At 36.8% G+C, this 12,829-nt stretch carries 11 protein-coding genes; 5 read left to right on the top strand and 6 right to left on the bottom strand.

Features of this window, described 5'->3' with window-relative positions; genetic code table 11:
* Positions 1–94 precede the first annotated feature (94 nt).
* The gene (dsbC, locus tag CPS_RS18325) at positions 95–889 is read right to left on the bottom strand and encodes a bifunctional protein-disulfide isomerase/oxidoreductase DsbC (protein ID WP_011044831.1); all 795 of its coding nucleotides are present in this window, start codon (positions 887–889) and stop codon (positions 95–97) included.
* 244 nt (positions 890–1,133) lie between these two features.
* Between dsbC and fldB the strand changes: the two genes are divergently transcribed.
* The 3 genes from fldB to CPS_RS18340 all read left to right on the top strand — a co-directional run bounded on the left by fldB (position 1,134) and on the right by CPS_RS18340 (position 4,754).
* A complete protein-coding gene (fldB, locus tag CPS_RS18330; protein WP_011044832.1) occupies positions 1,134–1,652 on the top strand; it encodes a flavodoxin FldB in 519 nt (172 codons plus the stop codon).
* A gap of 307 nt (positions 1,653–1,959) precedes the next feature.
* A complete protein-coding gene (srmB, locus tag CPS_RS18335) occupies positions 1,960–3,213 on the top strand; it encodes an ATP-dependent RNA helicase SrmB (RefSeq protein WP_011044833.1) in 1,254 nt (417 codons plus the stop codon).
* Between the two features lie 311 nt (positions 3,214–3,524).
* On the top strand, positions 3,525–4,754 hold the full coding sequence (locus CPS_RS18340) for a porin (RefSeq protein ID WP_011044834.1): 1,230 nt from the start codon (positions 3,525–3,527) through the stop codon (positions 4,752–4,754).
* A 95-nt stretch (positions 4,755–4,849) separates the two neighbouring features.
* Here CPS_RS18340 and aqpZ read toward each other — a convergent pair whose 3' ends face one another.
* From aqpZ to yaaA, 4 genes are all read right to left on the bottom strand, one after another.
* A complete protein-coding gene (aqpZ, locus tag CPS_RS18345) occupies positions 4,850–5,548 on the bottom strand; it encodes an aquaporin Z (RefSeq protein WP_011044835.1) in 699 nt (232 codons plus the stop codon).
* Between the two features lie 108 nt (positions 5,549–5,656).
* Positions 5,657–7,456 carry a TIGR03545 family protein gene (locus tag CPS_RS18350; protein ID WP_011044836.1) on the bottom strand — a complete coding sequence of 600 codons (1,800 nt, stop codon included), beginning with the start codon at positions 7,454–7,456 and terminating at the stop codon, positions 5,657–5,659.
* The gene (locus CPS_RS18355) at positions 7,456–7,989 is read right to left on the bottom strand and encodes a DUF2062 domain-containing protein (RefSeq protein ID WP_011044837.1); all 534 of its coding nucleotides are present in this window, start codon (positions 7,987–7,989) and stop codon (positions 7,456–7,458) included. Before CPS_RS18355 ends, CPS_RS18350 begins: the two co-directional genes overlap by 1 nt.
* Before the next feature lie 78 nt (positions 7,990–8,067).
* Entirely contained in the window at positions 8,068–8,841 is a 774-nt protein-coding gene (yaaA, locus tag CPS_RS18360) for a peroxide stress protein YaaA (RefSeq protein ID WP_011044838.1), read from the bottom strand.
* A gap of 266 nt (positions 8,842–9,107) precedes the next feature.
* Between yaaA and tal the strand changes: the two genes are divergently transcribed.
* Positions 9,108–10,070 (top strand): transaldolase, encoded by a 963-nt coding sequence (tal, locus tag CPS_RS18365; protein WP_011044840.1) that lies wholly within the window; start codon positions 9,108–9,110, stop codon positions 10,068–10,070.
* 396 nt (positions 10,071–10,466) lie between these two features.
* Positions 10,467–11,270, top strand: coding sequence for an alpha/beta fold hydrolase (locus CPS_RS18370; protein ID WP_041737133.1), 804 nt, complete (start codon positions 10,467–10,469; stop codon positions 11,268–11,270).
* A 203-nt stretch (positions 11,271–11,473) separates the two neighbouring features.
* On the opposite strand, the gene eno is transcribed toward CPS_RS18370, so the two are convergent.
* Positions 11,474–12,772, bottom strand: coding sequence for a phosphopyruvate hydratase (gene eno, locus CPS_RS18375; protein ID WP_011044842.1), 1,299 nt, complete (start codon positions 12,770–12,772; stop codon positions 11,474–11,476).
* Positions 12,773–12,829: the final 57 nt, after the last annotated feature.

Genomic DNA, 12,829 nt, shown 5'->3' on the forward strand with positions numbered 1-12,829 from the left:
TTGTAATAACGTTTATAGCTTATTTTTACTATAAAAAAAGTACTTGGTGAAAATCAGCAAGTACTTTTAAAGGTTTATCTATAAGGAAAATAGATTAAGTGTTTTTCAACAATTCTTCTAATTGCTCTGGTGGTTGGTAACCAGGAACCATCATACCATTTGATAAGATAATCGCTGGCGTACCGCTTACACCAATTTGACGACCAAATTTAAACTGAGCTTCAATTGGTGCTTCACAAATTCGATACGCAATACCAGTACCCGATTTAGCTTTAGTTAACGCTGTTGCATTATCTTCACTACACCATACTGAACGTAAATCTTTGAAACCTTGAGTTAAGTTACCGTTTTGGTCTTTAATACCTGCTCGTGGATAAGCTAAATAACGAAAGGTGATACCGCGAGCATTATAGTCTGCCATTTTTTCGTGCATTTTACGGCAATAACCACAGGTAATATCAGTAAAGACTGACACCACGTATTTTTCATTCTCAGCTTTGTAAACGATCATGTTATCTTCAAAGCTTTTCAATCCCTCTAGACGGACTTTAGCTAAGCTCTCTTCGCCTATATCTTTCACGGTAGAGCCTAAATTGTAGACTTTTCCTTGAATGAAAAACTCACCATCATAACTTGCATAAAACAAACCTTGGTTGGTAACGAGTAAAGCAATACCCGGTAATGCTGTTTCTTCAACTTTAACAACAGTTAATCCTATAGAGCTGTTAATTTTTTCTTTCAAAAAATCTGCATCAAGCGCAATTTGATCACTTACTGGCTTGGCCAATGTAGCTGGTACATTAGTTTGTTCGGCTGCATTGGTGTATTGCAACAACAGGGGTAAAGTGAATGTGGCAAGTAGAGCACTAATAATGAATGTTTTAAACATAATGATTCCTAACAACTTCCTAACAGCTTTCGAATAAATGAAAGCAATAAATCGATAATAATGAGTCTAATGGTCGTGTTCATATGAATAGACCTAGATATAAGCAAGGAAATTACAGCCATGAGAGATTATTTGCAACTTAAAATAGCCAGTAAATTGAATTAACTTGTAAACAAAGATAATTGTTTTTGCTAAAATCCCGTTTAATATAGTTCGTATTAAAATAAAAACTGGAAATAGCATAATGAAAATTGGTTTATTTTATGGCTCAACCACTTGTTACACTGAAATAATTGCCGAAAAAATCCAGGCGATAATGGGTGCCGACTTGGTTGATATATTCAATATCAAAGATCAGCCATTAGCCCTTTGTCTTGATTATGACTTTATTATTCTAGGTATATCCACCTGGGATTATGGTGAGTTGCAAGAAGACTGGGAATCGATGTGGAGTGATATCAGTCAAATAGATCTTTCGGATAAAATTATTGCGCTATATGGAATGGGCGATCAAGTTGGTTACACTGAATGGTTTCAAGATGCACTTGGCATGTTACACGATCAAGTAATCGCACAAGGTGGAACGGTTGTTGGTTATTGGCCAAATCAAGGTTATGACTTTACCGCATCGAAAGCATTAACGGCTGATGGTAGCCAATTTGTAGGTTTGTCTTTAGATGAAGATAGCCAATATAACTTGACCGATGAGCGCTTAGATACTTGGTGTGAACAAGTATTACTAGAGTACAGCAGCCTACTTTAGATATTGTCCGTTTATTCAAAATATGTCCTTGGAAAATTTACTCCGTCAATTACTCAGCCCTTGCGATAAATAGTTACAGCAAGGGCTAAAACCACTATAATTGCCGGCATATTATCATTATACCAATCTCACTAATTAATTAATCATTTCTACTGGTTAAAATTACCAATGACTTCGTTATTTATTTAATAATTAGAACAACTAGTTATTTAAATAAATGTCTTGTATTTGGCAATTTTTTCTACGTATAAAGTAGATCAATTATTTAATGAAATGGGTATTATTAACTCTTAGTGAACTATCCCTTATGTTTGAGCAATTCGATCTAGACTCAGAATTATTAGCCAGTATTAATAAAATTGGTTACACCAAACCTACCTCAATTCAAGAACTTGTCATCCCTCAAGCGATGGTTGGCAAAGACGTATTGGCATCAGCGCCGACTGGCACAGGTAAAACTGCCGCATTTTTATTACCTATTGCTCAGCATTTATTAGATTATCCACGTACCAAACCTGGTTTCCCGCGTGTATTAATTTTAACGCCGACTCGTGAGTTAGCGATACAAATAGGTGAAGACAGTGAACAGCTTACCGAGTTAACGAAAATTAAAACCGGCGTTATTACCGGTGGTGTTAACTACGGTAGTCATGCTGATATTTTAACGAGCACAACCGATATTTTAGTCGCCACACCAGGTAGATTATTAGAATATATTGAAAATGAACAGTTTGATGCCCGTGAAATTGAGATATTAGTGTTAGATGAAGCTGACCGCATGCTCGATCTTGGCTTTAGTGAAACCATTAATCGCATTGTTGCTGAAGCACGCTGGCGTAAGCAAACCATGTTGTTTTCAGCGACTCTTGAAAGTCCAGGCGTACAACTTTTTGCCGAAGAAGTGCTTAATGAGCCAGTTTTCTTAGAATCAAAACCATCTCGTAAAGAAAAAGCCGTCATTCATCAGTGGCTTCATTTAGCAGATGATGCGAACCATAAGCTAAACCTACTAGTAAACACCTTAAAACAAGAAGGCGTAGAACGTACCGTTGTTTTTGCTAATAAGCGTGAAACCGTGCAATACCTTTCAGGTAAGCTTTATGCTGAAGAGTTACCTTGTGTTTGGTTAGAAGGAAAAATGCCACAAGATAAGCGTAACAAAGCAATAGAACGTTTTAAAAAAGGTGAAGTTAAAGTGTTGGTGGCAACAGATGTTGCAGCACGTGGTCTTGATATAGATGATATCAGTCATGTTATTAATTTTGATATGCCACGTAAGGTCGATATTTATATTCATCGAATTGGCCGTACTGGTCGCGCAGGTAAAAAGGGTACAGCTATTTCCTTAGTTGAAGCCCATGATATGGGTGTTATTGGTAAAATAGAACGTTATACCAAAGAACGCCTGTCACGCCGATTTATTCAAGAGTTAAGACCAAAAAACAAAGAATCTCGCGTGGTAAATAAAAAGGCAAAAATTAAACTTACGACCTCTCAGAAAAAAGCTAAAACCAAAAAACAAGTGAAGAAAAAGGCTAAGCGAGCAAAAGCAGCTAAGTAACCCTTTACCAAGTTATACCCAAGCAACTTCATGTAGCTTGGGTATGTCCCTGCCATACAATAGTTACATTATTGTGACACTTTTATTGCACTTAAGCCTTGGTATGTAATATTTCTGTCATAAAGCAATGCTGTAATAGCGCCGCATTCACTTTATGGATGAAGTTATAGCAAACGCATTAAATAACAACCTAACATTAACTTGTTACTTAATCTGTTTGGTATTGAATAGTCCGACATTTATGAGGGTTTTGCTCAAATGCTGAGTAATGTCCTAATAATTGGGTCTTCAACTTTATGATAGTAATTAATATGAAAAATCAGCCATTAACAAATAAAACATCCCCACGAGTTAAAACAATCATCACACTTGCTGTGGCAACGTCACTTAGTATTTCATTTGCGCATGCAAAAGCGAATGTAGAACGTGAAAACAATGAAATAAGCACGAAAGCAAGCCAGGACACTGAAGTAAATAAAAGCACTGAAAGTAGCTTTGAAGATGCTTGGGATTTTGCTGACTTATATGATAATGAACAGGGTGATTACCTTAAATTGTCTGGTCGTTTGCAATTAGACTCTACTTGGGTTGATAGCGACCAAGGCGATTTTAACGACACATTATGGCGTCGATTTCGCTTCGGTTTTAAAGGCAAGTACGGTGAATTTAAAGTTGCTTTAGAAGCAGATGTAAATTTAAACGATTCATTAAGTGATGCTTATAATCGATTAACTGATGCCAATGTTAGCTGGTCATTAGATAAAGACACCGAACTTAAATTCTTAAAGCAATCTACCGGTTTCACATTAGACGGTAAGACTTCATCTAAAAAGCTACTGACACCACAGCGCAACAACCTAACAAATAATTTATGGTTTACCTCAGAGTACTTTACCGGCGTTAGCGTAAAAAGTAAGCTCGCTGATGATTGGTCGTATAAGACAGGGGTATTTTCTAGTGACGGCTCTGATGAAATATCGATTAACGATGCCAGTTACTTCGCTATGTTTTCGACCAGTAAAAAGTTAGCAAAAAATAACCTTTGGGACAAAGGTGAAGTTAGCTTTGATTATGTCTATAACGACACCCATGAAGACGGCAATACCCGTGACTTCTCTCAAGTTATTAGTACTTCAAGTAAGTTTAAACAAAACGACTGGGGGTTACAGAGTGATATATCTTGGGGTAAAGGAGACTTAGGCCAAAGTGATCTCTTTGGTATTGTCGTCATGCCAACCTATCAACAAAGTGAAAAAATTCAGTGGGTTGCTCGTTATACCTACTTAAGTAGCTCAGAAGATAATGGCGTTCGTTTAGGCCGTTATGATAGTAAAGTAGTTGATGATTATGGTCAAAGCAGCGTAGATGGAGAGCGCGGTGACAAATACCAAGAAGTATATGCTGGCGTTAACTGGTTTATAAACGAGCATAAATTAAAACTTCAAGCTGGCTTACAGTATGCAAAAATGGATGATAATGCCAATGATGGTGGCGCTTATGATGGCTGGAATTTTACCCTTGCTATGCGTAGTTACTGGTAACAATATAAAAATATAAGCACATAAAAAAGACCGGGTTGCTTGTAGCAAACCCGGTCTTTTTTATATTTATACCCAAACTACTTGGAAATACTTAGCTAACTATCCTCTTGTTCTTCTTTCGCAACTAAGCGATATAACTTAGCACCAATAAAACCACCAACAATGGGCGCAACCCAGAACAACCATAATTGCGCTACAGCCCAATCACCAACAAACAATGCAACACCGGTGCTACGTGCAGGGTTCACTGACGTATTCGTTACCGGAATACTGATCAAATGAATTAAGGTTAAACACAAACCAATCGCGATAGGTGCTAAACCTGCAGGGGCACGTTTGTCTGTTGCTCCCATAATGACAAAAATAAACATCATAGTTAATACGACTTCAGCGACAAGGGCAGCTGTCATAGAGTAACCACCAGGTGAGTGTGCTCCATAACCATTTGACGCGAAACCAGCTGATAAATCAAAACTTGGTTGACCACTCGCTATAAGGTATAAAGCGCCAGCGCCAAGAATCGCGCCAATGACTTGTGCAATGATATAAGGCATTAATTCATTAGCAGGAAAACGTCCTCCAGCCCAAAGACCTACCGATACTGCAGGATTTAAATGACAACCCGAAATATGACCTATCGCATAAGCCATAGTTAGCACGGTTAAACCAAAGGCGAATGATACACCAAGTAAACCAATGCCTACATCAGGAAACCCTGCGGCTAGTACTGCACTACCGCACCCACCAAGAACCAACCAAAAGGTACCAATACATTCTGCTATATATTTATTCATTTTCATTCCTTTACCAGTTAATAAATTTATATTTAAGAGCTGTGATAATTAATAAACAAAAAGTCGCGTAAAATACCCTTTCATTGCTCGCTGTAGCGAATATCTACTTTAACCAAATAAATCACCAAGTTTATCCTTCAATTTATCTTTAGCTTTATCTTTAACTTTGTCTTCTAACTTCTTTTGTTGCTGTTTGACAATATCTGAGTTTTTTAAGTCAGCTAACGCTTTATCTGAATCAGTTAATAGCGCTTCAAGGTCAAGTAACTCTGCAGATTGACTATCACCTAGTTTCAAGGCATTGCTCAATTTTTCATTTAGGCCTTTATTAACTTTCTTTTTAAAGCCATCCAGCTTAGCAGAAACCTGCTGTTTGAAAGCACCGGTCAGTGCGTCATTTAATGACGAAGCGATAGTAAAACTTGGCTTGCTAAGCTCGCCATTGACGCCAACATCAACAGTCAAACTATCTAATGATTTAATGGTATCAAGTAACAACTTGGTAATTTTTGACTCAGCCTCACCTTGGTAGCTCGCTTGTTTAAGTGAGAATTGATTAGTTGCCTCAACGTCACCATTAACCACGCTAAAACTGCCTATACCATCAAGTATCCCCGCACTTAGTGATAAGCTTAACGCTTTGCTTTGTGTTAACTCAGTATTAGATAATGTTCTGTTATTAACAAGCCACTCACCGTTCGCGCTAAATTCACCTGATTGCGTTAACTTAAAGTTACTACTCAATTTAAGCTCACCATTATCAATTGAATTAATATTGATAAGACTATCTTTACCTCTTATCCAGTGTTGATGCGTAAGCTCACTGCCAGTGACTTTGACTTCACCCTGTTCGATCTTAATTGAGAACAATGCCTTCTTAATTAATATAGCGGGTAGTGGAGAATCTTCTTTAAAAAAGATAAAACGTCCGTCAGCGTGAGATTTTACTTCACTCGTTGTGCCATCACTTTTCATATCAGTCATAAGCGGTGATATTTGTTCATAGGCCCATTGTGCTTTTTGTACGTAGCCTCTCGCTTTTTCACCAAAGAGAATATGAGCAAAATCTTCCGTATCAATACTATCTAGCTGATACGTTTTTTCTATTTGTTGCCAATCCTTTGTCGGCGCATTTTTTAACGCATCAATTTGCTGAGCTAATATTTTTTTGCTGTTTAATACTTGCTGTTTAGCTTTTTTAATTAGGGCTTGATCGGCCTTAAATTCAACTTTAATTTTATCAAATTCAGTTTTTATTTTTTCGATATCAGCAAGTGAGCTAACTTTCATTTTCCCTAGCGCTTCTACTTTATCTTGGTAAGACTTTAATTTAGCTTTACTGGGTAATTGTGTTTTCAACGCTTTAAGCTTGGCTTGCTCAACTTTATAGCTATTTTTTAATTCATTACTAGCTTTAACCGTTAACAAATTACTGTCATCAAGTAGTGCTTTAATATCAGGTAATTGCATATCCACTTCTGGCAGCATTGCTTTTGCTTGATCTGATAAGCTATCTTCTGCTTTATCACTTACGTCATCAACATAAACTTTACCCGCTTGAGATCTAACACCAGAAAATGCTAATTCGCTTACTTCGAGTTCATCAATAATAATTTTACCAAATAGGTATTGCCAAACATCAACAGCCGCAGTAGCGCGCTCAAAACTAAATAAGTTCTGTGTGGGGGAATCTTTATCGGTGACTTGCAAACCTAGAACACTTAATTGTAAAGGCGAATATCCAAGTTGTACTTCTGCTACATTCACTTCAGCACCAAAAGCACTCTCTGCAGAACTCACGATAGCGCTTTTGACTAAGCTTTCAGCAAATAAATACAACAAACCAGCAACTAATGCGCTTAACAGAACAAAGGCAACCATTCCTTGCCAACGAATAAACCGTGCCATTACAGGCCTCCTTTAGTTAGGCTAGACTCACCTGTAAAACTGGTATACAAACCATAAAACTTAGATGCTTTTAATGCTTTAACAATTCTAAATTTCTCAAAAAACGTCATGATATGCACTCGATACTTCTCAATAATAAACTTACTGATAAAATATATAGGTGCGCATAAAACAGCGCCTAAAACAAACGCACCTAATACATAGGTGTGATGCCAGTGTGCTAATTTAAACAAGCTGAGTTGGTATAATGAAGTAAAGAAATCAGTCAAGCTTGATTGTGTTAGTAGGGATTCACCCACTTGAACAATCAAGGGAGATAATAAATAACTCAGACCAGAGAAGAAACCGGCCGCAAGGATAAAACTACCTAAATGCACTCGGATGATTAATACAAAAAATATTATGACAATATTATGCAAGGTTAATATTGGCGATAAACCAACGATAAAACCTAACGCTATTGCTAAGGCTATTTGCCTAATGGAACTATCACTGTTTAAGGCATGTAGTAGCTTTGCTAGTAAAGTTAACATGTCACCTCCTGTTAAAATGTTTAAAATTTGTCATCATCAAGACCAATAAACCCAGTTGGTTATTGGTTTAGATGATTATTAGCTTTCTTTACGAGTAAAAACCCAATCATTGTCTTTAGACATAGCTTCGTTATATTGATAACCCGCTAAATCAAATGTTTTGATTTGCTCTACGGATGTTAGCTTATTCTGAATGATGTAACGCGCCATCAGTCCGCGTGCTTTTTTAGCAAAAAAACTGATTATCTTATATTGACCGTTTTTCCAATCTTTAAAGGTTGGTGTAATAATTGTAGCGTTTAACGATTTTTTCTTTACTGATTTAAAGTATTCGGTTGAGGCAAGGTTAATAAGCACATCATCATCTAGCTCACTCAAGGTTTTATTCAGTTCATCGGTAATAATCTCGCCCCAAAACTGGTATAAATTATCACCTCGACTGTTACCAAGCTTACAGCCCATTTCTAAACGGTAGGCTTGCATTAAATCAAGGGGCTTTAATAAACCATATAAACCTGACAGGATTCTGAAATTTTTCTGTGCAAATTCAAAATCTTCATCACTAAAAGATTGCGCATCAAGTCCAGTGTAAACATCACCATTAAAGCTCAATATAGCTTGTCTTGCGTTATCTTGAGTAAAAGGTGTTGACCATTGCCCAAAACGTGCAGCATTTAAACCAGCAAGTTTATCACTGAGTTTCATCAAGCTTGCGATTTCACTTGGTGAAAGTTTAATGCAGTCATCTATTAATAATTGGCTTTGCTCAAGCAAGCCAGGTTGACTAAATTTTTCTGTAGCCAGAGGAGATTCAAAATCTAATTTTTTCGCAGGTGAAACAACAAGTAACATATTTTTAAGCCGATTTTTGGGAGTACTTAATAACACGTAATATATCATAAGCTTTAAGTAAGTTAACAGCGTTTAATCAATGCTAATCTGTGTCTAATTAATGCAATTTGGCGTAACTTACAAACAGAAATACAATATCTTGTTAAAAATAGCGCAATAAAGGGTGCTTTTTTATTTTTATGTTGTAATATTTCACCAGCTACATTCATTATCGAATTTAGAAATACATAGTAATCACATTTCCGGAACACAATTAAGGTAACGCCATGACAAATTCTTCTTCACAGCTTGCACAATTAAAACAAATGACCACTGTTGTGGCTGACACAGGTGATATTGAGGCTATTGCAAAATTTCAACCTCAAGATGCGACAACAAACCCATCGCTTTTATTAAAAGCAGCTTCTTTACCTAATTATCAAGGGTTAGTTAAAGACTCTGTTGCATGGGCTAAAACACAATCTGACAATGCAGAACAGCAAGTTATAGATGCTGCAGATAAAATTTCAGTATTAATTGGCCTGGAAATTCTAAAAATTGTCCCTGGTCGTATTTCTACTGAAGTGGATGCTCGATTATCTTTTGATACCTCTGCATCTATTACTAAAGCCCACAAACTGATTGCTATGTATAACGAAGCAGGCATTAGTAACGATAGAATTTTAATTAAACTTGCCTCTACTTGGGAAGGAATTAAAGCAGCAGAACAACTTGAGCAAGAAGGTATTAACTGTAACCTAACTTTGTTATTTAGCTTTGCACAAGCACGCGCATGTGCTGAAGCAGGCGCTTATTTAATATCTCCATTTGTTGGTCGTATTTTAGATTGGTATAAAAAAGATACCGGTAGAAATGACTATGCAAGTAATGAAGACCCTGGTGTTGTTTCTGTTACCAGTATTTTTAATTATTACAAGCTACAAGGTTTTAACACCGTAGTAATGGGTGCCAGCTTTAGAAATATCGGCGAGATTCTTGAATTAGCCGGCTGTGATCGTTTAACAATCAGCCCACAGTTAATGGAAGAACTAGCAAACAGCACAGACACGGTAATCCAAAAGTTAACGGCTTGTGAAGCTACGGCAGAAAAAGAAGCCGCTTTAAGCCAAGCAGAGTTCCGCTGGCAGATGAATGAAGACCCAATGGCAACAGAGAAACTTGCTGAAGGTATTCGTAACTTCACCATTGATCAGGTCAAGCTTGAAAAGCAATTAACAGATTTACTCTAAACGGTAGTTAATTACTTTACCGACATAAATTAGTTATTTTAAGGGCATATTTTATTATAAATATGCCCTTTTTAATTTCAAAATATAAAGTTCCTAGTGAAAAGCTTGGTAAGTTACGTTGGTCATATCAATCATTAAAAGAAAGTTTCGTTAAAAGATCCTGCTATAAGAAATTTAGCTAAAAAAATATATCTACATTTTCATACTCGCTTGAGCCGTTGTGAGAAGCGTAATAACCAAGTGAATAGATAAGCATGACCAACAAGAGGCATCAAGATACAATCAGCTGAACTTATGTATATCAATGAAGTTTTATATCTGAAAAATAAGAACTTGTTGACAAAATTGAAACACCCGTTTAAATTTTGTGTTCACCTTTATCATCAAATAAACTCAATGCCAAAAAATGTTATAAATTTTGCCCACGCAAATGGATTCCCCGCAGGTAGCTATCAAACGTTATTTAATTACCTCCCTGATGATACACAAGTTATCGCATTGGATAAGTATGGCCATGATCCGAAAATGCCCATTAACCATAACTGGCAGGCCCAAGTTGAAGAATTAATAAATCATGTTGAATCACAACAAGTTGATGGCAATAAGGTCATTTGTCTTGGCCATTCATTTGGTGGTGTGATTTCTTTTATTGCTTGCTGTCAAAGATCCGACTTATTTAAAGGGCTTATTATGCTAGACCCACCTGCATTAAGCGGGGCTGGCGCACTTGCTGCTAGATTATTAAAGAAAACTAAATGGATAGATAAATTTAGTCCTGCAGGTCGTGCTAAAAACCGTCGTAGTCAGTGGCCATTAGGGTCAGATATTGGTGCGTTATTTTCTGGAAGGAAACTGTTTAGATCATTCGATAGTCGCTGTTTAGCTGATTATATAACCCATGGTATTTGTAAGCGTAATAATCAATTAGAATTGAGCTTTGATGCGCAAGTTGAAGCGAATATTTTTAGGAATATCCCTTCGAATTTATCCAGTTATAAAAATAAATTAACCGTGCCAGCAACTTTGGTATACGGTGACACTACCGATGTTTTCCCTCATCACATTTTTAGCCGCTTTGTTAAACTTAATAAGCATATAAAACTTAAAACGGTTACAGGCGGACATATGTTTCCTCTTGAAAGTCCTGAACAAACAGCTTTGTTAATCACTGAGATTATAAAAGATTTTCCTGATACTTAACTATTAAGGTTTAAAACTATTAGATATTAAAAACGCGACCTAAGTCGCGTTTTTAATATCTAATATTCATCTATTCAAATAGCATTCATAATGATTAATACTGAAGCTAGTGGTTAAAAGAACTAGGCGCTTGCACGGAGCTGACGATAGTCAGTGAGTACATGCTACGAAGTAATTTTATTCACTGGCAAAAGTATTGAGCATTATTGGCCTTTAACTTCTGACAAGCCGTTAAAGATTGCTTTATCACCTAAGAACTCTTCAATACGTAATAATTGATTGTACTTAGAAACACGGTCAGAACGACATAAAGAACCAGTCTTGATTTGACCTGCAGCAGTACCTACCGCTAAATCAGCGATAGTTGCATCTTCAGTTTCACCTGAACGATGAGAGATAACAGCAGTAAAGCCAGCATCTTTAGCCATTTTGATAGCAGCTAACGTTTCAGTTAATGTACCAATTTGGTTAAATTTGATTAAGATAGAGTTACCAATACCGTTTTCAATACCACGCGCTAAAATCTTAGTGTTTGTAACGAATAAATCATCACCAACGATTTGAACTTTATCACCTAATAAATCAGTTTGGTATTTGAAACCATCCCAATCTGACTCGTCTAAGCCATCTTCAATTGAAACGATTGGGTATTCTTTACAAAGCTCGCCTAAGAAGTCAGAAAATTCGTTAGCCGTAAATTGCTTGCCTTCGCCAGTAAGGTCGTAAATACCTTTGTCCGCATCGTAAAACTCAGAAGCAGCACAATCCATCGCTAACGTTACGTCTTTACCTAATTCGTAACCAGCAGCTTCAACAGCCACTTTGATTACAGCTAATGCATCGGCATTAGATTCTAAGTTAGGAGCAAAACCACCTTCATCACCAACAGAAGTACTCATACCTTTTGAAGATAATACTTTTTTAAGTGCATGGAAAATTTCAGCACCCATACGTAAAGCTTCACGGAAACTTTTAGCGCCAACAGGTTGAACCATGAATTCTTGGATATCAACGTTGTTATCAGCATGTTCGCCACCATTGATGATGTTCATCATTGGTAATGGTAATGAGTAAACACCTGGCGTGCCATTTAAGTCAGCGATGTGTTCGAATAATTGAACTTTCTTTTCGTTTGCAGCCGCTTTAGCATTTGCTAAAGAAACAGCAAGAATTGCGTTAGCGCCAAATTGTTCTTTATTTTCTGTGCCATCTAAATCGATCATGATTTGATCAATGTTAGCTTGGTCTAAAGCACTTTGACCAATAAGAGCTGCTTGAATGTTAACGTTTATTGCTGCAACAGCTTTTAAAACACCTTTACCTAAATAACGTGCTTTATCACCATCACGTAATTCAAGAGCTTCACGTGAGCCTGTTGATGCACCAGAAGGAGCTGCGGCACGACCAAAAGCACCTGATTCAAGATATACATCGGCTTCAACGGTTGGGTTACCACGAGAATCCATGATTTCACGTGCTAAAATTTTGCTAATCTTTGACATTATCATTCCTACTAATTTTGATGACGCTCAAACAAACTGCTGAGCAATAAAGTTAAT

Source organism: Colwellia psychrerythraea 34H (assembly GCF_000012325.1).
In the GTDB taxonomy this organism is placed as follows: domain Bacteria; phylum Pseudomonadota; class Gammaproteobacteria; order Enterobacterales; family Alteromonadaceae; genus Colwellia; species Colwellia psychrerythraea_A.

Coding starts and splice junctions, on each gene's coding strand:
- dsbC (WP_011044831.1), bottom strand. CDS start 889: ATGTTTAAAACATTCATTATTAGTGCTCTACTTGCCACATTCACTTTA.
- fldB (WP_011044832.1), top strand. CDS start 1,134: ATGAAAATTGGTTTATTTTATGGCTCAACCACTTGTTACACTGAAATA.
- srmB (WP_011044833.1), top strand. CDS start 1,960: ATGTTTGAGCAATTCGATCTAGACTCAGAATTATTAGCCAGTATTAAT.
- CPS_RS18340 (WP_011044834.1), top strand. CDS start 3,525: ATGAAAAATCAGCCATTAACAAATAAAACATCCCCACGAGTTAAAACA.
- aqpZ (WP_011044835.1), bottom strand. CDS start 5,548: ATGAATAAATATATAGCAGAATGTATTGGTACCTTTTGGTTGGTTCTT.
- CPS_RS18350 (WP_011044836.1), bottom strand. CDS start 7,456: ATGGCACGGTTTATTCGTTGGCAAGGAATGGTTGCCTTTGTTCTGTTA.
- CPS_RS18355 (WP_011044837.1), bottom strand. CDS start 7,989: ATGTTAACTTTACTAGCAAAGCTACTACATGCCTTAAACAGTGATAGT.
- yaaA (WP_011044838.1), bottom strand. CDS start 8,841: ATGTTACTTGTTGTTTCACCTGCGAAAAAATTAGATTTTGAATCTCCT.
- tal (WP_011044840.1), top strand. CDS start 9,108: ATGACAAATTCTTCTTCACAGCTTGCACAATTAAAACAAATGACCACT.
- CPS_RS18370 (WP_041737133.1), top strand. CDS start 10,467: ATGCCAAAAAATGTTATAAATTTTGCCCACGCAAATGGATTCCCCGCA.
- eno (WP_011044842.1), bottom strand. CDS start 12,772: ATGTCAAAGATTAGCAAAATTTTAGCACGTGAAATCATGGATTCTCGT.